Genomic DNA, 23,097 nt, shown 5'->3' with positions numbered 1-23,097 from the left:
TCTTTTAGTCCTTTTGGACTAAAAGATCTTTACACTTTAAAACATAGTTTTTTACATCTTTACTTTTATACAAAGCTTCTCTTATACATACGCCTGCTAAATTTAAATCTTTTAAGTGATTTATAGTTTGGATATTTATCCCACCTATGGCATAAATGGGTATTTTTGAAACTTCTAACAAATCTTTTAAATTTTTTATACCCTTTGGTGTTAAATCAGCCTTACACGAGCTTTCAAATACATGCCCAAAAAAAGCATGATTTACTTTAAACTTATAAGCTAAATCTAATTCTTCTTTAGAATGGATGGAAGTACCCAAAAGCTCAAATTTTTTATAACTTTGTGGGTAATTTTGTAAAATTATTAAGGGAGCATGAAAAAATTGATGATTTAATTTTAAACAAGCTTCATAATGATAATGCAAAAAGCAAATTTTTTGAGTTTTATTAAAAATTTTTAATACTTCTTTGGCTAATTTAGTATATTCTAACTCATCCAAATGTTTTTCTCTAAGCACTAAAGCATCAATACTACTTTGACTTAGTTTTTCAATAAAATTTAAAAAATCTCCTTGGGTATTTTGACTATCGCTAATAGCAATGATTTTTTTATCCCACATAAATACTATCGCTCATTATAGCTTGTAAATTTGCATTTTTTAACATAGCTAAAACCTCATCAACACTACGCATATCACTAATTTGAAACTGATCATCACCTTTTTTATCACCTTGGTGCTCACCTACCCCCACGCTTACACCTGCACTCATTTTAGTAGCTCCAAGCTTAATAACCACGTCTCTAAATCCTGCTCTTTCACGCGTAGAAATCGTAATACTCGCAAAAGGTAAAAATAATCTATAAGCACATAAAACCTGCAAAAGCCTTGTTTCACTTACATCTTTTGGATGAATTTTTTTATTATTGATAATAGGTCTTAATCTAGGGATAGATAAAGCTATTTCAGCATGAGGGTATTTTTGCTGTAAAAAATACGCGTGTAAAGCCGTAGCAAAAGCATCTTTTCTAAAATCATCCACGCCAAGTAAAGCTCCAAAAGCAACCCCTCTCATACCTGCTTTTAACGCTCGCTCTTGTGCATGAAAACGATACTCAAATACACTTTTTTCACCTTCAATATGAATTTTAGAATAAGTTTTTTGATTATAAGTTTCTTGATAAACACTTACATATTCACAACCCTTTTCATGAAGCAATGTATACTCATCTACATTCATAGGATAAACTTCAATTCCCACGACCTTAAAATACTCTTTTGCTATCTCACAAGCTTTGGCAAGATATTCTACGCTAGCATATTCCCTGCCCTCACCTGTTAAGAGTAAAATTTCTTCCAAGCCACTTTTTTTAATCTCTTGCATTTCTTTGTGAATTTCAGCCTCGTTTAGCTTAGCTCTTTTAATATTATTTCCTTTTTGAAATCCACAATAAGTACATTTGCTATTGCAAAAATTAGAAAGATATAAAGGCGTAAAAAGCAAAATGGAATTTCCAAAATATTTTTGAGTAATCTTGCTTGATTTTTGTGCTAAATCTTCTATAAAATCTTCTGCTGCGCTTGAAAGCAAAGCTTTCAAATCTTCTATGTTAAGATAATCTTTAACTAAAGCTTGTTTTACATCAAAAGCGCTAAATTTACTTTCATCAAAAATTTCAACTTCTTTTAAAACCTTAGTTAAAATCTCACTTTCAATACTTTGCATATGAGGATATTTTTGCATTTTAATCTCTTAAAAAACCACTCAAAGGCGAGCTTGCACTTGGCGTACTTTCATTTGCTATACCTGCTAAATACGCATTATATCCTGCTTCTATAGCCAAAGCAAAAGCCTTTGCCATTTTTGCTACATCTTTAGCTTGAGCTATGGCGGTATTTACCATCACTGCACTTACTCCCATTTGCATGGCTTCACAAGCTTGTGCTGGATTTCCTATACCTGCATCTACTATAATAGGTAAGCTAATTTCATTAAGTAAAATTTGTATAAATTCTTTAGTTTTTAAGCCTTTATTGCTTCCTATAGGAGCTCCAAGAGGCATTATAGCAGCAGCTCCTGCATTAGCCATAGCACGCGCTGCATATAAATCAGGATACATATAAACTAAAGGTGTAAAATCCTCATTTGCTAAAAGTTCTACTGCTTTTATACTTTCATAATTATCCGGTAATAAATATTTACTATCGCTAATTACTTCAACCTTAATCATATCTCCACAACCAAGCTCTCTTGCAAGTCTTGCTATACGCAATGCCTCATTAGCATTTCTTGCACCTGAAGTATTTGGTAAAAGCTTAATATGCTTTGGAATAAAATCAAGTATATTTTCTATACCTTTATCATTTACCCTACGCAAAGCTAAGGTGATAATCTCAACTTTTGCTTCTTCAATGGCTGATTTTATAAGCTCAAAAGAAAATTTCCCAGAACCTAGAATAAACCTGGAATTAAACTCATATTTTCCTATTTTTAATTTTTCCATTACTCGCTCGCTAAAAGTTCTAAAACTAAATTTGCTTGATGTCCTGCACAAATATTTACACGCGGTGCCATAAGTCCATTGCCCACTTTTGCCTCATTTTTTAAATCACCACAAACATAAAAGTTTTTTGCGATTTTTCTTGTTTGTATGCTGTTGCTATCGCCATATCCTGCTAAGCCAGAAGCACAAATTAATGTTTTTTGAGGATAGTATTGGTGAAAATTTTGCGCTAAAAGGGCTTTGTATTTTGCACTATCAAAGGCTTCACAAACTATATCATCATCTGTAAAAAGTTTGGCTATATTTTCTTTTTCTATTTTTAAAACTTGTGCAAATACTTCTATAAAAGGATTAATCTTACTAATTTGATCTTTTAAAGCTTTAGCCTTAAATTTACCCAAATCTTCCACCATATAAGCTTGACGGTTAAGATTACTTGGCTCAACCACATCAAAATCAATCAAATGAAGCCTACCAACCCCGCTTCTTGCTAAATTTATAGCTATATGCGAGCCAAGTCCACCAAGTCCACACACTGCCACACTTGCCTTTTTAAGCTTATCATGAAGTTTTGGAGTATGTCTTGCCCTCATCATCGCATCAAGAGCTTCATATGGTGGTAAAGTATTTTTTTCTATACAAAAAAGCTCATCATTTTCTTTTAGATCCAAACTTTCTTTTGTTGCAAAACCATTGACTATCCATACATCATTTTCATTTTTACTCACACTTTGAAAAAATTCCAAAGTGTTTTTAAAATGCGTGTTTATCATACTACCATTAAATTTAATTCTCATCAACCACCACCTACAAAAGTAACAATCTCTACTTTATCATTTTCTTTTAAAATCAAATTTTCAAATTTATCCCTTGGGATAATTTCTCCGTTTAATTCTAAGGCAATAAATTCTATTTTTAATTGCTTTTCTTTAACATAATCCATAAATCTAAGCTCTTTTAACTCAAGCTTTTGCCCATTGATAATCATTTAAAACCTTTACTTATTTTACTTAAAATACTTACTCACTTACATTATTATAATTAAATCTTAAAATAATAGCTTCTTTTATCTCTCCAATATCAATAGCATCTTCTAAATTATAACCAAGTTTCAAAAGTAAAATTTCCAAATCTTTTTTAAATTTTATTTTTGTAGGTTTATTATGATAGGTTTCATTTCTAGCTTTTCTTATTTGACTTAGTTTTGTCTTAAGATGTTCTTTGGTGCCAAAACTTGGTAAGACTTGATTTTTATATATTTTTTTATCTTTAAATATATAAGCAAATTCACTCCAATGATCTATTAATATCTCTTCTAAATCAATCAGACAAAAATCATCAAAAATTTGCCAAGTGCTATTATATTCATCTATTTTTTGACATCTCTTTTTAACTTTTTTTAAAAGATTTTTCAAAGCAAGATTAAAAACTTCTTCACTAGATTTAAACCAATCATCATCTAACTTATTATACAAATTTGCTATTTTTACTGCTAAAGTACTTCTTAGAGCATTTTCATAACATTGTAAAAGTAAAAAATTTGCTTGATGGTTTTTGCGTCTTTTGGAATAAATTTTCATAATTAGCTCAAACAAATCTTCGCATTTTTGATTTTTTCTAAAATCTTTTGTACTTCTTTGCAAGCTCCCCACAAATATCCAAAATGCAAAACATTAATCCCTTTTATCATTCTAAATTTAAAATCACATTTTAATTTAAAATTGATAAATAGCTTTTCTATTTTTTCATAGCTACTTACATCAAGCTCAAAAGACATTTTACTTCCTATTAACTCCATTTTAAAAATTAATGATATAATTTTAGAAGTTTAGAGGGCTAACTTGCCGGTAGCTGCAAGGTACTCTTAAATGAGAGGCTACTCTAAATTCCTATTGCATCCATGCTTTTCCTAGTTAAAATTCTCTAATAAATCTTTAAAAACTAAATACAATTTTTCAAGCTCTTCTATACTCACTCTTTCATCAATTGCATGAATTCTATCATTGCACACGCCAAATTCTACCACCTTCACACCAAACTCAGCAAAATATCTCGCATCACTTGTACCACCTTTGGTGTTAAGTTCTGGCACTACTTGAGTGATTTTTTGCACACTCTCATTTAGTTTTTGTACGATTTTAGAATCACTTTGTGTTAAAAAAGGATTTGAACTTTGATTTATGCTCAACTCATAATCAAGCCCTTCACAAGTCTTTTCTACATAAGCTTTTACATCTTCTAAGCTAGTTTGTGGAGAATTTCTCACATTAAACATCAATTTTAAATCATTTGGGGTTACATTGCACACTTCCATACCACCGCGTATATCAGTAATAACGATTTTAGATGGTGCAAATACCTCATCGCCTGGATCAAGATCAAAACCTGCTAAAAATTTCAAAGCAAAAGCAAAATTATGCACAGGATTAATGCATTTTTGCGGGTATGCTACATGACCTTGCTTGCCTTTGATAAGTAATTTTGCATTGATAGAACCACGACGCCCTATTTTAATACTATCTCCAAATTTTTTATCACAGGTTGGCTCAGCAACCACAGCAAAATCAGGTAGCATATCTTTTTCTTGCATAAATTTAAGCACTTCAAGCGTGCCAAATTTAGCCTCGCCTTCTTCATCACTTGTTAAAATCAGTGAAATTCTTCCTTTGAAATTTTCTACTTCCTTAACCGCACACATAAAAGCAGCCACGCCACTTTTCATATCTTGTGCGCCTCTTGCATAAATAAATCCATCTTTTTCTAAAGGCTCAAAAGGATCACTGCTCCAACCCTCTCCTGCAGGCACTACATCTACATGCCCGCCAAAAGCTAAATGCTCGCCATCATCACTAAATTTTTTAGTCAGCAAAAGATTTTTCACACCTTCTTTTTCTATAAAAAAAGCTTCAAAATCACTTAATTCCACTGCGATATAATTTAACGCTCCATCATCATCTGGGGTGATGGATTTAAATTTGCTCAATTCTTTAAAAATTTCAACTACTTGCATGTTCTATCCTATAAAAGCTTTATACAGCATAGAAAGAGCAAAATACTCTAAAATAAATGCTGAAAAAAGATTAATGTAAAATATATGTTTGTTTTTTACAAGTGCTTTGAATTTAGACACAAAAAACGATAGAGTAAAAATCCAAAACACAATAAAACCAACCAAACCAAAAAGCAAGGCAAAAGAGTTTTTACTCTGCATGCTAAGCCCTGCTACACTCACCCAAAAGCCTATAACATAAGGATTTGTAACATTTAAGAAAAATCCTTTGCTAAAACCTTTTAAAGGATGTGTTTTATTTACCTTGTTAAGATCGACTTTTCTTGTTTTTCTTAGCATTAAAAATACCATAAAACTCAAAAAGAAAAAGCCAAAAACCGCTAGTATTTTATAAAAAAATTCATTATTTGCAAAGCTTAAAAGCCCAAGATTAATCAAAATCAAAAAAAGTATATCAGCACTTAAAGCACCGAGCCCAACGCAAAAAGCATTTTTAAAAGAAGACAAAGCAGTATTTAAGATCAAAATATTTACAGGTCCAAAAGGCACAGACACACCCATACCTAAAACTATACCTTGTAAGATTACTTCTAGCATTTTGCTTCCAAGAAATTTTCTATATCGGTTTTGATTTTATCAATAGCCGTGCAAACATCTTCTATATAAACTTTAGTAAAATTACTTTCTAAATATTTATCCTCATCAAGATTGTTTAATATACTTTGCTTACATACTCTTGCATACTCTCCCACGGGTAAAACCTGCCCGCTTGTGCCTATACATACAAATAAATCACAATTTTGTAATTTTTCATATAAAATTTTATAATTTGGTGCCATTTCTTCAAACATCACGATATTGTGCCTTACACTTTTGCTTTGACATTTAGGACAAATTTTATCATCACTACTTTCATAGTCTATGTTAAAAATATTTTCACACTCTAAACACCTAAGCTCAGGTAAAAAGCCATGCAAATGCACCACTTCTTCACAACCTACTCGCTCTAATAAATCATCTACATTTTGCGTTAAAATGCTAATTTGTTTTGGAAATTTTTGTTTTAATAAAGCGATGATTTCATGTGCGTGATTTGGCTTAACACCAGCTAATTCTTTTCTTCTTTTATTATAAAATTCCAAAACTTTTTTAGGATTTTTTCTAAAGCCAGTTGCTGAGCAAACTTCCATCACATCATGCTCTTCCCAAAGCCCACCATTAGCCCTAAAAGTCTTTATACCACTTGGAGCGGATAAACCTGCTCCGCTTAAAATCATCACTTGTTTCATTCAATAAACCTCATAAAATTTATAAAGTTTAGCGAAAAATGCTTTAAGAAAATAAATATTTTTGTAAGATTTTTTCTTTTTCTTTTTCCAATCTGTCAAGTTCTATTTTATATTCATTGATTTTTTTCTCAATCTTGTCAGTTATATCTACTATTTGATCTTGAAATTCTAAAGAAGGAAGTTTAATCCTCAATGCTTTTATTCTATCTATTGAAGCTCTAAGTTTTCTTGAAAACCCTTGTTTTTTACCAGCTTCGTTTAAAACAAAACTTATGTATTTAGCATTTATTTTTGTATCATCAACCCTTAACACCCCGCAATGATCAGTTGGATAAAACTTTTTATTTTTTGGCATAAATTCCACCATCCAATCTCCATCTATACCCCATAAAACAGAATCATTATCATAATTTTGTAAAATTTCTTTATTAACAAATCCAAATACTTCTAATACATTTGCACTATAAACAGGAATTTGTCCATTTTCAAGCAGCTCATTATTTAAAACTCTTTTTCCAATACTTAGTTTAAAAATTGGATTTGATAAAGTGTATTCTTTAATTGTTTTATTAAATAATGATAAAGATTTATTATCTAAATTTATTTTACACAAATTATTAATTTTACCTAAAATAGAATTTAGCTCATCCCCCCCCCATTATCATCTATAATACCACATTTTTGAAGTATTGCTTTGATTAGGTTTTGATACTCATCTATACTCATTCTTATGGTGCTATACTGCTCTTCTACTTTTTCACACTCTGCAACGATTTGTTTTTGAACTTCAAGCGGTGGGAGAGGAATAAAAATTTCTTTTAAAATTTTACTATTTAAACTTTTACCAAAAGCATTATTTCCTCTTATAGAATTTAAATTTAGTATCTTACTTTGAAAAAAATACAACAAATATTTATCAATAATTTGCTCCCTATTCTTTGGAATAAGTCCAGCTATCGCTTCGTTAGTATATAAATCTTTACCGGCAAGTGCAGTTTTACCTATACTCAATTTAAAACTTAATAAAGTTGTTCCTTTGGGTATAAGTTTAACATTAGAATTTTTAATTGCCTCATTTGTAATTTTCTCTTTTGTATCTAAGATTACTTGTCCATTCATCTCTGCAATAGAAACCCAAAGATTATTACCTTGAAAATAACTAGTATTAGCTCTTGACGGGGTTCCGCCTATTAACACCTCACACACCTCCCCCAATTTCACCAACTCATATTTAGAATTTGCAAAAGGATTAGAGCTTTCATTTTGTGTTGAATTACTAGGATTTAAACTTATAGCTTTATTAAATTCCACTTTTTCAAAGTCCATCATATCAACAAGCCTTGCTTTACTAGCATAGCCTTGCAAATCTTTTGGTATATCGCCAAGAGTTTTTAAAAATGCTTTACAAATTAAAGAATTAAGCTTAGTCTCATTTTGCGGATTACCTCTTTCAAAAAGTGGGCTAAAATAAGGCTCGTGCAATTCTTTTAAACCTTCATCGCCTTTTCTATTGCTCCACTCATAGCCTAAAAATTTCTTTTGTTCTTTTATATCACCTGGGGATTTTATGATTAAAACTTCTTGATTAAGACTTAAACAAAAATAAAGCAATTTATCCTTTTCTATTGCTTGAGTATAAGCTAAAAATGTTTTATCTTCTAAATCTTGCTTATTTTTACTCTCTTTATAAATTTTAGATTCTTTAAGTTTTTTATAATCGCTTGTTTGCTCAAATGCATTGCGATAATCTTTAAAGGCTTCTAGCTCTGCAAGTTTAGAATCTAAGCTGCCATTTAAAAAATTTTCATAAAGCTCTTTATCAAATTTTCTAAAGTCACAATACACATTTAGATAATTTTGATAAAAATTTTCATTGTCTTTTAAATTTTCAGCTTCTATGCGTTCTTTAATCAAACTATAATCTTGAGAAATAAGATGATTTTCTTGTTTAAAAGTTTCTTTTTTGCGTAAAAATAAAATAATCGTATTTGTCCCTGTTGCACCAAATGTTTGATTACCAAGCTCCACAATGGCAATAAAATCAAAATTTTGAAATAATATTTCTCTTGTGTTTTTATAAATAGAACCCTTATTTAAAATAGGACTTGGCAAGATAATAGCAGCTTTTGCATTATCTTTTAAAATTTGATTTGCTCGCTCTATAAAAAAGCATTCGATAGCATTATTTGTTTCTATATTTATATCACCATTAAAAAGTTTATAGGTATTTTTAGATTTATTACTTAAAGTTTCTAAAAATCCTTTTACAGCATAAGGCGGATTTGCTATGAGCAAATCAAAACTATTTGATTCTATTTGTGGTTTTGCCTTTTCACCTTCTAGATTGCTTATATTTGCTAGCTCAAAAGAAGCAAGTGCATCTGCATATAAAATATTAATTTCATTTTGCCCATACATTGCACTTGATACCTTAGAAACCTTACTTAAGCGATACTCTTTTTCAATACCATAAATATTTTTATAATGTTCTTTAAGCTCATCTTCTGTTAGATAACGCTTAAGCTCGTTAGCATAGGTGTTTAAAAAATGTCCAGCACCACAAGCATAATCAATCACCCTTAAAGCTTTAGAGTTTTTGCTTAACATTTCTTGAAGAGGTAAAGAATACATAATAAATTCACAAATTTGAATAGGGGTAAAAAACTGCCCTTCATCTTGCTTCATACCTTTTTGCAAAAAAAGTTCAAAAAGATTGCCTAAAAATTGATTTGTAGAATTTTGAGTAAGCTTGTAATTTGCAAAAAGCTCTACTATTTCTTTTAATACAAGTGCATTTTTTAAGAATAATTCTTTATTATGCACTTCTAAAAATGCAAAATCATTATTTGAATAAAATTTTAATTCTTTAATGTAATTTTGCATTACCTCTTTTAATGTTTTTATTTTCAATTGCTTAAAGTCTTTTTCTATATCTTCATTAGATACAAAGGTAATTTTCTCTCCCAAGAATTCCCTCATAGCTTCTTTATAAAGCCACATTAATCTATCTTGCATATTTGCATAAGTATCCGCCATTACACCAAAATATCCAAATTTAAGATTGTTTTTATTAAAAGTTTCATCATAAATTTTACAAAGGAAAATGTTTACAAGTTTATCAAAGGCGTTTTCCTTACCTGATATATTATGCTTACGTAAAATTTTTGCAAATTCGTGATATTTGCCTTCTTCTTTAAGTTCTTTAAGATTATCAAAAGTTGGAGTTATTTCTAAGATTTTATAAGCATTAACATTTACTTCAAAAATGCCTTGCTCAAAATATTGCAATTCATAACTTTCTTTCCAAGTTTTAAAAAGTTCTATATTGTTATTAGCTTTTTTATAAGAATTTTGCAATTCTTTTTCTTTTAGATATTCTTCATTGTCAAAAGCTTGTATGATGTAATTTTTGTATTCTAGTTTATCAATAAAATCACTTGTATAAAGACAAAGATATTTTACGCCTTTTTCTTGCTGAAGATAAGAAAAAAGTTGCCCTCCATCTTCTTGCATTTTATTCCATTCTTTTGCAAACTCACCATTTTTAAAATCCGTCGTTTTACATTCAATCATCAAATAAGGATTGTCTTCATTATCCTTTACTAAAATATCAGCTTTGCCGCCTTTTGCTTCTCTGCCTAATTTCCATTTTGGTTCTAATTCTAAATGTTCAGCCTTATAACCTTTTTCCAAAAGTCTATGTACGCATTCAAAAACTACAAAATTTTCAGGGCGTAAAAAATTAGAAGTAGTTTTATCATGAGTTTTGATTTCTTTTGGATAATTAATACTTTGATTTTTATAGTCTACTATAAGTGTATAATTATTGATTGTTTTTATATAATTTTCATTTTCATTTTTAAAACCTAAACTTTCTAAAACTTTTTTTAAATTATCTTTTGTAATCATTTACTTCCTTATAATTTAACCACCTTAGCACCAAAACCACCTTGATTAATCGGAGCATCATTAAAGCTTTTTACACTTTTGTGGGCTTTTAAAAACTCTTTTACTGCAAAAGCTAGTTTTCCTGTGCCTATACCATGATAAACTATCACCTCATCAAAACCCACTATCAAAGCATCAGAGATAAATTTATCTAATCTTTCAAGCGCCTCATCACTTCTTAAGCCGTGTAAATCTAAAGTCATATTTAAAGCACTTGGACGGGTTATATTGACACTTGATTTTACCTTTTGTGTAGGGTTTTGATTGCTTTTTTTAAGAAGCTTTAATGGCACACGCAAACTCAAACCATCGCTTTGAATCATCGCATCGTTTTTTGAAATTGCAGTGATTTTACCTTTGATTTTTTCATATTTTACAAAATCCCCAACTCTAAGTTCTTCATTTTGCTCCATACTTGGTAAAACAATGCTTTTTTTAAGTTCATTGGCTTTGTTTAAACTTCTTTGTTTTTCTTTAATATCTTTTAGATTTATCGTTTTTTTAGCTTCTTCTATGGCTTTGTGGTATTTAAATTCTAAATTAGAAATAAGCTTTTTAAATTCTTGCTCATTTTTTTCTTTTTGATCTTTAAGTGAAAGTAAAATTTCATCTACCTTAGCTTCTTTTTTCTCAAGCTCTTCATTTTTCTTGCGTAAAGAAAGTTCAAGATTGATATTTTTACTTACCATTTCTTCTAAATTTTCTTTATCTTCTCCATAAAGCTTTTTAGCATTTTGCACTAAATTTGCACTTATGCCATATCTTAAAGCCGTTTCAAATGCATAAGATTTGCCTATAGTGCCTTTTAAAAACTCATATTTTGGGCGTGATAATTCCTCATCATACAAAGCAGCGATGAGTTCAACTTGTGAATTTTTAGCTAAAAGCATAGCAAGGCGTTTGTGGTGGGTTGTAATGATGATTTTATTATCTTGTTCTAAAAGCTTAGAAATAAGCTCAGTATATAAACACGCAGCTTCTTCAAAATCTGTTCCAAGCTCTATCTCATCAACCCCTAATAAAACATTTTTCTTACCTAAAAGCTTAGAAAAATGCAACATTCTTCCTGCAAAAGTAGAAATATCATTTTTTACATTTTGTGGATCTTCTAAAATCGCATCAAATTCTTTGAAATTGCCTATTTGGCTTTTTTGTGCATTAATTCTCATAGGAAGTAAATGCTTTGCAAGTAAAGCTGCACTTAAAATTCCTTTTAAAAGCATAGACTTACCACCTGCATTTACACCCGTGATGATTAAAACTTTTTTATTAAACTCTATATTAACACTTTTTGCATTTTTTAAAGCCGGATGTGCGAAGTTATATAAGCTTAAATTATTAGAGCTATCAGCTAAAACAAACTCATAATCATGTTTTTTAGCCATCAAAACTCTAGCGCTATAATGATCAAATAAATCAAAAGCATTATTGATAAATTTCAAAAACATCAAATTTTTATAAAAAATCAAGCTGATTTTTTTAGCATACTCATAAAAAATTTCTTCTTTAGCATCTTTGATTTCATCTATTTGACTTTGGATTTTTTCTACGCTTAAAGGCACCACATAAAACCCACCGCCACTACTTCTACCTATGATTTTTGCTTTTAAGACATGATTAAACCCACCGCGTAAAAGCAAGGCCTCCATACCATTGATAAGATGGATTTGCGTATCAATCAAATATACACTAAGATTTTTAGTATATGTGAGTTTTTTAAACTCAGCTACCAAGCTTTCTTTTTTTATCTTTAGAGCTAAATTTAGATTAACAAGTCTTTCATCAACACTTTCTTTAATCTCACCCTTTTCATCAAAATACTCAAAAAGCTCTAAAATAGCCTGTGGAATTTCTATTTTTAAAAGCCATTCTTTTAAACTTTCTTCAAATTTTAAGCCCTTTAAGTATCTAAAATACATACAGATTTTAATAAATTCAAAGCTTTGGCTTAAATGTAAAATTCCTTGCTTACTAAGATGAGTTAAAGCACTATTTAGCTCTTCTATCATAGGTGGAGGATTAAAATCAATCAGCGAAAGCTCATTGATTCTTTTATAATGAAGCTTGCTATCACCTTGTAAAAAAATTTCTTTATCTCTTGCAAAAAGTCCCCTAAAGTCTTCTATATAACCATCTAAATCTAGCTTTTTAAAAAATTGCTCTTGCATTATTTATCTACCTTGCAATCTTTTATATCAAAAACATAGGCTTTAAATTGTTTATTTTTACCATTTGAAATAAAACTTTGCGTTCCATGCTCAAAGTTAAAATACTCTTTAGTGATATTAACATCTTTGCAAATTAGACTTTGTCCTTGTAAAAATGCATTGAGTGTTTCTTTTTTCAAAACCCCACTTCTTGTGGCACTTAACTCAAATTTAATCGCAAAGGCAATCATCAAAATCAACACTAAAATCAAAAGATAATTACTAATCTTGCCTATTTTTTTACGCAAAAAAATGAAAAAAAGTAAAATCGCAAAAAAAGCTAAGACATATAAAAAAATCTTAAACATACTTGCCCCTAAGCTTTGTGCTTATATCTCCTGCACCAAAACCAATTACCAAGCCATTTTCAATCAACTCATCATCAAGATAAATAGCACTTTCTTCTCTTTTGATTTCTTTTATAAATTTAGCTTTTGGAAAGTATTTTTGCATATTAATCTCTATTTTAGCTTCCCCTGCTGCATACACAGGTAAAATATAAAGCTCATCAACATTTGCTAAAACCTCGCTAAAATACTCTATATTTGCACTTAAACGCGTATAACGATGAGGCTCAAAAATAGCTATGATTTTTTTATATCCAGCTAGCCTTGCATACTCACTTGCTGCTTTAAGTGTTGTTTTGATTTCTGTTGGATGGTGTCCATAATCATCAATCAAAGCCATATTTTCATTTGCAAACAAAATATCAAATCTTTTTTTAATCCCTTGATATTTTAAAAGCTTAGTTCTTAGCTCTTCTGTGCTTATAAATTCACTCGCAGCCAAAATAGCCAAAGCAGCGTCCATCGCCACATGCTCACCCATACCAAAAACGCTAAATTCGCCTAAATCTTTAAGTGTAAAATAGGTTTTTGGCTTAAAATTTTCTACTTTCATATAAATATTTGTGATATCTTTGCTTGGGTAAAGCTTTTTTGCATTATTTAAATTTAAACTTGACAAAAACTCATCTTCAGCATTAATCACTTGAATTTTAGACAAACGCAAAAAGTCTTCATAAGCTTTGTATAATTTTGAAAGATCATTTCCATAATGATCTAAATGTTCTGCTTCAACATTAGTCACTATAGCTAAATAAGGATTTGAGTTCAAAAAAGAACTGTCACTCTCATCAGCTTCAAAAATGAGATTTTCGCTTTCTTTATAAAGCATATTGGTGCCACTTTCTTTCAACACTGCACCAATAATAACAGAAGCTTCTATCAAGCTTGCTAAAATGCTTGAAGTCGTGCTTTTACCATGAGCTCCTGCAACTGCAAAAACTCTTTTGTCTTTTAAAATCATAGGCAGGGCTTCTTTTCTTGAAAGCGTTGTGATGTTTTGTTTTTTTGCGCTGATTAATTCCTCATTATCTTCTTTGATAGCAGCTGAATACACCACTAAATCCACATCTTTGACATTGTCTTTATGATGAGGAATTTTTATATTTATACCTTCTTTTTCTAATTCTTTTGTGATTTTACTTTCTTTGATATCAGAACCACTAATCTTAAAGTCTTGTTCTTTTAAAAATCTCGCCAAAGCTGAAATTCCAATACCGCCTATACCTATAAAATGAATTTTTTGCATTCTTGCCTCAAATTTTTTGAAAATTTAAGGCAAAATTCTATCATTTGTTTACTAAAAATAAAATATAAACTTTTTAATGAGTATTTATTTTATCCTGATATAAATCACATAGCCACATCAAAATATTTACACAATCTTATATAAATTATTAATACTAAAACTACTTTATATTTAATTTAGTATTAATATAACAATATTAAAATAAAAATATTAAGTTTAAATTAATTTAAAAAAATAAAATTGCAAAATATTTTATAAATAAATAAGGAGTAAAATTTGATCAATCCACTAAAAGTTTTTAGCACTATAAATCTAGTGTGGCTTATAAGACATTATGCGTTTGCAGCATGTATTTTTTTATTTTACCACTCCACTATCTAGCAGCATTTCATTTTTTATTATATTAGGAATTAATTTTTATTATTTCCTTTTGCATGTTTTGTATGGGAAGAACTAAAAAATATACTGCTTGGAGATAATGTATTTTTTATCAATACTCTTTTTTTAATCATTGCAAAAATAGTTATAAAATTTTTATTATTTATGCTTGCCTTACCAATTGGAATAATAGGATTTTTAATTCTTTGGTTTATAGTTAATAAACAAAATAGTTAAATCCAAATTTACTATATTAAATTGTTAATTCTAACAAATTATACTTTATATTAAAAGTATAATTTGTGTTTTAAAATATAAACTATTCTTCATAATTTTTCACAAGCTTATCAAAGCTCCATAAATTTCTAGCTTCATTTGCCTTACTAACTTCCACTACAAGCATTTCTTCTTGATCGCCAAGTTGCTCTTGCACTTCGCCAAAAGCATTAATAAAAAAGCTATCTCCATAAAATTTCCACTCATTTTCTTGCTTTAAATTACCTATACGATTAACCCTTAAAATGCTTGTTGAGTTTAAAAAGGCTCTTGTTTTTAAAAGTTCTAGCCATCTTTGATTACTTTCAAAGGTGCTAGCTGTGGGAATAATGACTAAGTCTATCTTTTTTTTCATGATCATTTGCCAAAAGATATCAAAATGTGCCTCAAAGCCAAAAAGCAAAGCACATTTTAAGCCCTCATGTGTGAAAGTAAAAAGTTTAAGCTTATCAGCTTTTTTATTGTTAAAAAATTTTTCTTCATTCCAGTGTGCATAAGGCATTAAAATTTGTTGCTCATACACTTTTACATTTTGTGGACCTACTTTTAAGCATAGTTTTTTTAAACCATCATTTTCAACACTTATGAAAGGTGCAATAATATTTAAATCATATTTTTTAGCAAATTTTATCAAGCTTGCTTTTTTGCTTTGACTTTGTTCTTTGATCATGCTTTTTGGCATAGTTTTTAGCTCACTAAAAAAGCTATTTAAAACATACTCGCCCAAAACCACCAAATTCGCACCACTTTCCTTAGCAGCTTTTAGATAATAATCAAGCCTTGATTCACTCAAAGCCAAAGTGGGAAATTGTAAAGCTACAACACTACTCATCTACTTGCTCGATTTCTAATTTAGCATTTTCAAGCATAGTTCTTGCTTGCTTGATACTTTTTAAACCTTCTTTATAAATTTCTACGCAAGTTTTAAGGTCCAAATCTTTATCATTAAGTTTTTCCAAAGAAAGCTCGGCTTGTTTGATATGATCTTCAAATTCCATTAATTACTCACCTTATAATTTGGTGCTTCAGCAGTGATAGTTACATCATGCACATGGCTTTCTTTTAATCCTGCTGCTGTGATTTCTACAAATTCAGCTCTTTCTTGGAAAGCTTTGATATCTACTGCACCTACATAACCCATAGAAGATCTAAGCCCACCTAAAAGTTGATGTACTACACTTTTTATACTTCCTACATAAGGCACCCTACCTTCAATACCTTCAGGTACAAGTTTATCTTGAGCTGTACCTTCTTGGAAATATCTATCTGAACTACCTTTTTGCATAGCACCTAAGCTTCCCATGCCACGATAACTCTTATATTGTCTTCCTTGATAAGTAAATAACTCACCTGGACTCTCATCAGTTCCTGCTAAAAGTGAACCTATCATCACACTACTTGCTCCTGCTGCGATAGCTTTTGCAATATCGCCTGAGTATTTTATACCCCCATCAGCGATTACTGGCACGCTGTATTTACTCGCTTCTATTGCGCATTCATCTATAGCTGAAATTTGAGGTACACCCACACCCGAAACAATACGAGTGGTACAAATACTACCAGGTCCTATACCTATCTTAACAGCGTCTGCGCCTGCTTCACATAGATCTTTAACTGCTTTAGCACTTGCAACATTTCCTACTATCACATCTACATTAAATTCAGCCTTAATTGCTTTTAATGTATCAATAATCCCTTTAGAATGTCCATGCGCACTATCCATTACTATAACATCAACTTCAGCTTCTACTAAAGCCTTTACGCGATCAAGCTGACCCACACCCACGGCTGCAGCCACTCTTAATCTTCCATAGGCGTCTTTATTTGAATTTGGATATTCTTTGCGTTTTTTCAAATCTTTTATAGTGATTAAACCTTCTAAGCGATTATTTTCATCTACGATTGGAAGTTTTTCTACTTTATTAGTAGAGAAAATCCTTTCTGCATCATCTAAAGTAGAGCCTTTTTTAGCAGTGATTAAAGGCATTTTTGTCATTACATTTTCTACTAAATTATCAAAGTTAGTTTCAAATCTTAAATCGCGATTAGTTAAAATTCCTATTAAAATTTTATTCTCATCTACCACAGGAACGCCTGAAATTCTATATTCAGCCATGAGTTCTAGCGCTTCTTTAACACTTGCTTTAGGCCCTATATAAATAGGATCCATAATCACGCCACTTTCACTTTTTTTAACTCTTTTTATCTCTCTAACTTGTGAAGCTATGTCCATATTTTTATGGATTACCCCTATGCCACCAAGCCTTGCCATCATAATAGCTGCTCTATGTTCAGTAACTGTATCCATAGCAGCCGAAATCAAAGGCATATTTAAGGTGATATTTTTTGTAAGTCTTGTTTTAATATCTACTTCTTTAGGTAAAACCTCAGAATATTGAGGGACTAGTAAAACATCTTCAAAAGTCAAAGCGCGTTTTATGATTTTCATAATTTTTCCTTTATTTGTTTTTGATAATTTCTTCCAAGCTCAAAGCACCATCTAATAAAGTTTGCTCATCATAAGCTTTACATATAAGTTGAGCAGAAATATTAAGTCCATTTTCATTTTTTCCTACTGGCACACTAATGCCACCAAGTCCTGCTAAATTCACTGAAATAGTAAATACATCTTCTAAATACATTTGCACTGGAGTTTTTATATCGTTAAAACCAAAAGCAACGCTTGGAGCAACTGGCATAAAAATCAAATCACAATCGTTTAAAATTTCTTCATATTTTTGCTTGATAAATCTTCTAGCCTTTTGTGCTTTGATGTAGTATGCATCATAATAGCCACTACTTAAAACAAAGGTTCCTAGTAAAATTCTTCTTTTTACTTCCTCACCAAAACCTTCACTTCTGCTATTTACATACATTTGGCTAAGATTGTCACATTTTTCACTTCTTCTACCATATCTTACGCCATCATAACGGCTTAAATTTGCACTTGCTTCAGCTGCTGCTATGATATAATAAGCCGCAACATCAAATGTAGAATCCATTAAGTCTTTATAAACAATCTCATGGCCATTTGCTTTTAACATATCTATAGTTTTTAATAAGGCTTGTTTTACATCATCATTAGTTTGCTCTATATAGTTTTTAATCACAGCTATTTTTAGCTTTTTATTTGCATTTAGCTTTGGCGTAGTTGGTTCAAAAGCTATGTTTGCACTTGTGCTATCTTTTTCATCATAGCCTGCAATAGCATCATATAAAATTGCAGCATCTTCAACATTTTGCGTTAAAACTCCTATTTGATCAAGGCTTGAAGAATACGCTGCTAAACCATACCTGCTAACTCTTCCATAACTTGGCTTAAACCCAACACAACCACAAAAAGCAGCAGGTTGCCTTACTGAACCACCTGTATCTGAACCCAAACTTGCTAAAGCTATCCCTGCAGCAACCGCAGCAGCACTCCCCCCACTACTTCCACCTGGAACTTTAGTATTATCAAGCGGATTTAAAGTCTTACCATAAAAAGAAGTTGCACTTGTACTTCCCATAGCAAACTCATCCATATTACATCTTCCAAATGGAGTAAAATTATTTTTGCGTAAATTTACAATAGCGCTTGCATCATAAGGAGCCACATAGCCTTGTAAAATTTTAGAACCACAAGTTAATTCCCAATCTTTTACACTAATATTATCTTTTATAGCTACTGGTACGCCAGTACCTGAAGTGCTTAAGTCTTTATTTAAAAACTGCTCTACATAAGCACCTAAATGCTTTTGCTGATGTGCTTTTTCATTTAATTCTTTTTTTAGATTTTCTAATTCTTCATTTGAAAATTTCAAAGCTTCTTTTAAAGTTACCATTATTTATCCTTAAATTTTTTAACCAAATAAAACAAAAAAAGCGTGATAAATAAAAAGCTCAATAAAGTAATCACTACCACGCTAAAAGGTAAAGCTTGCTCAAACATTTTTTGCTTTTTCCACACTATTACATCTTGGACATAAACATTCTTCTTCTTTTGCTAAAAATTTCCAACATCTTGGACACTTGTGCAATAAAGAACGCACTATTTTAAAACTATGATCATCTATTTTAAACTCACTCAAAGTTTCTTTATCATCTAAGCTTTCTACTGAGCTTACCATAAACCAATCAGCTACTTCTTCAATATCTTCACTCAAAAGCTCATTTGCACTTGTTTGCAAGCTTAACTCTAAGGTTGATTTGATGATTTTGTCTTTTTTTAATACATCAACAAGTTCAAAGAATTTTTCTCTTGATTTTATAAATAAATCATCTTCGATTTTATACTCATAATCAAAGCCATTTTTTAATACCAAATCAAAAACATCTTTAGCATTTTCTTTAATGGCCACATTTGCATGTTCTAAAGCTTCATCTATAGTGTAAGTTAAACTTGGAGCTAAAAGCGCAAAAAGTTTTCTAGCTATTAGCACCATAGCACTTTGCGCGCTTACTCTCTTTGTGTCATCTTTTGCATTACAATATAATCTATCTTTGCACACATCTAAATAAATTCCACTTAAATCCGCACTTAAGAAATTTAAAAGCACACTAAAGCCTTTTGCAAATTCATATTTTTCAAAAGCAACTTCACATGCTTCAAAAGCAACTTTTGCACGCATTAAAATCCACTTATCTAAAAGTGTGAAATTTTTTGTTTCTAAAAATTCCATATCATTAGTATTTGCAAGTAAAAATCTTATAGTATTTCTTATCTTTCTATACTGCTCGCTTACTTGTTTTAAGATATTATCTGAAATTTTTAAGTCTGTTGAATAATCACTAAGCATTATCCAAAGTCTTAAAATTTCTACCCCATAATTTTTAGCTACATTTTGAGGTAAAATCACATTACCCTTAGATTTACTCATTTTTTGACCCTTTTCATCTACGGTAAAGCCATGAGTAAGTATGTTTTTATATGGGGTTTTGTGATTGATAGCAGTAGAAATTAAAAGTGAGCTTTGAAACCATCCACGGTGCTGGTCACTTCCTTCAAGATACATTGAAGCTTGATATTCTCCTGCATCATATCTTGCTGAGTTTAATACTGCTTCCCAAGTACTACCACTATCAAACCAAACATCTAAAATATCATAAACTTTTTCTAAATTATTTGGATCATATTTGCTATTTGGCGGTAATAAATCTTTTATTTCTAAATCCCACCACGCATCAGCTCCATTTACTTCAAAAATTCCCACCAAATGATCTAAAACATCATCATCGAAAATCACTTCTTTGGTGTTTTTATCTCTAAAAAATGCGATAGGCACACCCCAATCTCTTTGTCTTGATATACACCAATCAGGGCGATTTTCTATCATAGAACTAAGTCTTTTTACCCCACTTTCTGGGTAAAATTTCACATTATTTAATTGCTCTAGTGCTAGCTCTCTTAAAGATTTTCCATCTAATTTTTTCTCATCCATTAAGATAAACCATTGTTTTGTAGCTCTATAAATAACCGGTTTATGTGTTCTCCAACAAAATGGATAAGAATGTATAAATTTAGAACTCTCAAGTAAAGCTTCGCCAAGCAATTCTAAAATACGCTCATTTGCTTTAAAAATATGAAGTCCTATAAACTCATTTAATAAATGCTCTGGCAAAAGCCCTTTAGCTCTTAGTGTTTCATCATAACACCCACCATCATCTACTGGCATAATCACTTCAATGCCATATTTTAAGCACGCATAATAATCATCCTCACCATGACCCGGTGCAGTATGTACAAGCCCTGTTCCACCTTCCATTAAAACATGATCGCCTAAAATAAGAGTGGATTTTCTTTGATTGAGTGGATTAATAGCACTTAAATTTTCAAATTCAACACCTAAAAGTTCTTTTTGAATTTTTCCTTGAGTGAAGTTTTTATTAATCATATTTTCAAGCAAGGCTTTAGCAAAAATATAACCTTCTTCAGTGATAACATATTTTTCATTTGGATTTAAAGATATAGCTTGATTTGCCGGTAAAGTCCAAGGCGTGGTAGTCCAAATGACTGCTTTAGCTTTTTTTACACCTAGCTTTTCAAGGGAAGTTTTATCAAGCTCAAAAGCTACAAAAATAGAATAATCTTCTTTATCTTCATACTCTACTTCAGCTTCTGCTAATGCACTCTTAGCAGCCCAACTCCAAAAAACAGGCTTACTTCTTTCTAGCAAAAGTCCTTTTTTAGTGATTTTACATAAAGCTTTGTAAATATCTGCCTCAAAAGCATTTTTCATAGTCAAGTATGGCTCATCCCAATCAGCAATCACACCCAAAGACTTAAATTCATCTCTTTGGATATTTACAAATTCTCTCGCATGCTCTCTGCAAAACTCACGAATTTCTTTTTTGCTTAAACTTTGCTTTTTATCTTTAAGTTTAACTTCAACTTGCTGTTCTATCGGTAAACCATGACAATCCCAACCAGGAGTAAAACGCACTTTTTTACCTTGAAAATAATGCATTTTGATGATGATATCTTTTAAAATTTTATTTAAAGCATGGCCAATATGCAAATGTCCATTAGCATAAGGAGGGCCATCATGTAAAGTAAAACTCTCGCTTATTCCTTGTCTTTTTTGTTTCATTTTTTCATAAGCATAGTTGTTTTCAAACCACTTGCTAAAACGCTTAGGCTCAAGCTCTGCTAAATTTGCACGCATTGCAAAAGTCGTATTTGGAAGCAATAGCGTATCTTTATAATCCATATAATCCACCTTGAAAAATTTAAAAATAGCAAATTCTACTTAAAATACTTTTAATTTGCACTTATTTTTTTGTTATAATCGCAATAAAAAAAGGAAAATCATGAAACATCTCATCATCATTATAGGCAATGAAATTATTATTAATGAAAATTATATGCGTTATATACAAGAAGAATACAAAAAGCAGTTTTTAGAGCTTCATGAGTTAAAATTTATAAACAAACCTGATAAAGAACTTCCTTTTTTACTTGAAAAACTTTCTAAAGAATATAGCTATATAACCATTTTTAGCATTAGCGAATACTATGCAACCATAGCTAAGATCATAGCAACCTTAAATGATGATGTTTTAATCTTAGAAAATGATACCCTAGTGCCTTCAAAAGCTTTGCGTGAAAAAAATTCCTTTTTAAGTTCTTTTGAGCAATGCCATATTAATTTATTAAATATAAATATAGAGCAAAAATTACCTTTGATTTTGCAAAATCCTGAACTTGACTATGCGTATTTTTGTCTTTTAGATATAGATGAAATGAGTGCAAATATCTTACTTAGCACACTTACTACTTCTTTTGAAATTCAAACTTGCTCAAGTGCATTATTAGATAATCTCATTTGTATTAGAGCAAGTGCTAGTCAATATGGAAAACTAGAAGGCTTTTTAAAAGGGGTTTTCAAACTTTTTGCAGGAAAAGTATTTTTAGGAAATGATCCTATTAAATTTATAGCCAAAAAACTTTTAGAAAAAAACTTAAAAATTTCCTTTGCAGAAAGTTGTACCGCAGGACTTTGTGCTTCAAAATTTGCTGAAAATTCAGGAATTTCTAATGTGTTTGAGGGTTCTTTGATCACTTATTCTAATCGTTTAAAAAATTCTTGGCTTGGGGTGAGCAATGATACTTTAGAAAGTGTTGGGGAATACTCTGATCGTTGTATTTATTTTATGTTAAAAGGGGTTTTTAAAACCACAAATTGTGATTTTGCTTTAGCGCTTAGTGGTGTAGCTGGAGAAGAAAATGATAAAAACACCAAAGCAGGTACCATCTACATAGGAGCTATGTATAAAGATGGAACCTTTTTGCAAGAATGCATTCACATACAAGGCAATAGAAACTATACAAGAGAGCAAGCTAGTTTGGCTGCATATTGTTTAATGCTTAGATTAAAACCTGAAATTTTCTTTGGTGTTTAATTATAAAAGCGGT

Annotated in this window: 21 protein-coding genes; 1 reads left to right on the top strand and 20 read right to left on the bottom strand. The window is 30.5% G+C overall.

The features are described from left to right. Positions 1–4: 4 nt before the first annotated feature. The 20 genes from L8T82_RS06890 to ileS all read right to left on the bottom strand — a co-directional run bounded on the left by L8T82_RS06890 (position 5) and on the right by ileS (position 21,892). The gene (locus tag L8T82_RS06890) at positions 5–619 is read right to left on the bottom strand and encodes a thiamine phosphate synthase (RefSeq protein WP_263662965.1); all 615 of its coding nucleotides are present in this window, start codon (positions 617–619) and stop codon (positions 5–7) included. Next, positions 609–1,742, bottom strand: coding sequence for a 2-iminoacetate synthase ThiH (gene thiH / locus L8T82_RS06885; protein WP_263726182.1), 1,134 nt, complete (start codon positions 1,740–1,742; stop codon positions 609–611). The genes L8T82_RS06890 and thiH overlap by 11 nt, the downstream gene beginning before the upstream one ends. A 1-nt stretch (position 1,743) precedes the next feature. Then, positions 1,744–2,502, bottom strand: coding sequence for a thiazole synthase (locus L8T82_RS06880; RefSeq protein WP_263726181.1), 759 nt, complete (start codon positions 2,500–2,502; stop codon positions 1,744–1,746). Further along, positions 2,502–3,302 carry a thiamine biosynthesis protein ThiF gene (thiF, locus tag L8T82_RS06875; RefSeq protein WP_263726180.1) on the bottom strand — a complete coding sequence of 267 codons (801 nt, stop codon included), beginning with the start codon at positions 3,300–3,302 and terminating at the stop codon, positions 2,502–2,504. Before thiF ends, L8T82_RS06880 begins: the two co-directional genes overlap by 1 nt. Beyond that, positions 3,299–3,490: a sulfur carrier protein ThiS gene (gene thiS, locus L8T82_RS06870; RefSeq protein ID WP_066006795.1), complete on the bottom strand. Its 192-nt coding sequence runs from the start codon at positions 3,488–3,490 to the stop codon at positions 3,299–3,301. The genes thiF and thiS overlap by 4 nt, the downstream gene beginning before the upstream one ends. A 31-nt stretch (positions 3,491–3,521) precedes the next feature. After that, positions 3,522–4,145, bottom strand: coding sequence for a CAAX protease (locus tag L8T82_RS06865; protein ID WP_263726179.1), 624 nt, complete (start codon positions 4,143–4,145; stop codon positions 3,522–3,524). Beyond that, positions 4,085–4,279 (bottom strand): hypothetical protein, encoded by a 195-nt coding sequence (locus L8T82_RS06860; protein WP_133319801.1) that lies wholly within the window; start codon positions 4,277–4,279, stop codon positions 4,085–4,087. The genes L8T82_RS06865 and L8T82_RS06860 overlap by 61 nt, the downstream gene beginning before the upstream one ends. 132 nt (positions 4,280–4,411) lie before the next feature. Beyond that, positions 4,412–5,512 carry a succinyl-diaminopimelate desuccinylase gene (gene dapE, locus L8T82_RS06855; protein WP_263660244.1) on the bottom strand — a complete coding sequence of 367 codons (1,101 nt, stop codon included), beginning with the start codon at positions 5,510–5,512 and terminating at the stop codon, positions 4,412–4,414. A 3-nt stretch (positions 5,513–5,515) separates the two neighbouring features. Then, complete coding sequence (locus L8T82_RS06850) at positions 5,516–6,109, bottom strand: LysE family transporter (protein WP_039628698.1); 594 nt, start codon at positions 6,107–6,109, stop codon at positions 5,516–5,518. Beyond that, the gene (locus tag L8T82_RS06845; RefSeq protein ID WP_263726177.1) at positions 6,103–6,801 is read right to left on the bottom strand and encodes an SIR2 family NAD-dependent protein deacylase; all 699 of its coding nucleotides are present in this window, start codon (positions 6,799–6,801) and stop codon (positions 6,103–6,105) included. Before L8T82_RS06845 ends, L8T82_RS06850 begins: the two co-directional genes overlap by 7 nt. A gap of 43 nt (positions 6,802–6,844) precedes the next feature. Then, positions 6,845–7,414, bottom strand: a complete 570-nt coding sequence (locus L8T82_RS08075) for a restriction endonuclease subunit S (protein ID WP_412175068.1) — start codon at positions 7,412–7,414, stop codon at positions 6,845–6,847. Positions 7,415–7,440: 26 nt separating this feature from the next. Then, entirely contained in the window at positions 7,441–10,710 is a 3,270-nt protein-coding gene (locus L8T82_RS06840) for an N-6 DNA methylase (protein ID WP_412175067.1), read from the bottom strand. An 8-nt stretch (positions 10,711–10,718) separates the two neighbouring features. Further along, complete coding sequence (locus L8T82_RS06835) at positions 10,719–12,917, bottom strand: endonuclease MutS2 (protein ID WP_263726176.1); 2,199 nt, start codon at positions 12,915–12,917, stop codon at positions 10,719–10,721. Further along, the gene (locus L8T82_RS06830) at positions 12,917–13,264 is read right to left on the bottom strand and encodes a hypothetical protein (RefSeq protein WP_263726175.1); all 348 of its coding nucleotides are present in this window, start codon (positions 13,262–13,264) and stop codon (positions 12,917–12,919) included. Before L8T82_RS06830 ends, L8T82_RS06835 begins: the two co-directional genes overlap by 1 nt. Next, the gene (gene murC, locus L8T82_RS06825) at positions 13,257–14,549 is read right to left on the bottom strand and encodes a UDP-N-acetylmuramate--L-alanine ligase (RefSeq protein WP_263726174.1); all 1,293 of its coding nucleotides are present in this window, start codon (positions 14,547–14,549) and stop codon (positions 13,257–13,259) included. The genes L8T82_RS06830 and murC overlap by 8 nt, the downstream gene beginning before the upstream one ends. Positions 14,550–15,246: 697 nt before the next feature. Next, entirely contained in the window at positions 15,247–16,035 is a 789-nt protein-coding gene (locus tag L8T82_RS06820) for a carbon-nitrogen hydrolase family protein (protein WP_263726173.1), read from the bottom strand. After that, a complete protein-coding gene (gene xseB, locus L8T82_RS06815; protein WP_039628709.1) occupies positions 16,028–16,201 on the bottom strand; it encodes an exodeoxyribonuclease VII small subunit in 174 nt (57 codons plus the stop codon). Before xseB ends, L8T82_RS06820 begins: the two co-directional genes overlap by 8 nt. Then, positions 16,201–17,652 (bottom strand): IMP dehydrogenase, encoded by a 1,452-nt coding sequence (guaB, locus tag L8T82_RS06810; RefSeq protein ID WP_133319793.1) that lies wholly within the window; start codon positions 17,650–17,652, stop codon positions 16,201–16,203. Before guaB ends, xseB begins: the two co-directional genes overlap by 1 nt. Before the next feature lie 10 nt (positions 17,653–17,662). Beyond that, a complete protein-coding gene (gatA, locus tag L8T82_RS06805; protein WP_263726172.1) occupies positions 17,663–19,027 on the bottom strand; it encodes an Asp-tRNA(Asn)/Glu-tRNA(Gln) amidotransferase subunit GatA in 1,365 nt (454 codons plus the stop codon). 99 nt (positions 19,028–19,126) lie between these two features. Further along, on the bottom strand, positions 19,127–21,892 hold the full coding sequence (ileS, locus tag L8T82_RS06800) for an isoleucine--tRNA ligase (protein WP_263726171.1): 2,766 nt from the start codon (positions 21,890–21,892) through the stop codon (positions 19,127–19,129). Between the two features lie 100 nt (positions 21,893–21,992). Between ileS and L8T82_RS06795 the strand changes: the two genes are divergently transcribed. Then, positions 21,993–23,084 carry a CinA family protein gene (locus L8T82_RS06795; RefSeq protein WP_133319790.1) on the top strand — a complete coding sequence of 364 codons (1,092 nt, stop codon included), beginning with the start codon at positions 21,993–21,995 and terminating at the stop codon, positions 23,082–23,084. The last annotated feature ends 13 nt before the right edge of the window (positions 23,085–23,097 follow it).

This window comes from Campylobacter sp. IFREMER_LSEM_CL292 (assembly GCF_025771615.1).
Classification (GTDB): Bacteria; Campylobacterota; Campylobacteria; order Campylobacterales; family Campylobacteraceae; genus Campylobacter_D; species Campylobacter_D lari_D.
This window is presented reverse-complemented; position numbering and strand designations above follow the sequence as displayed.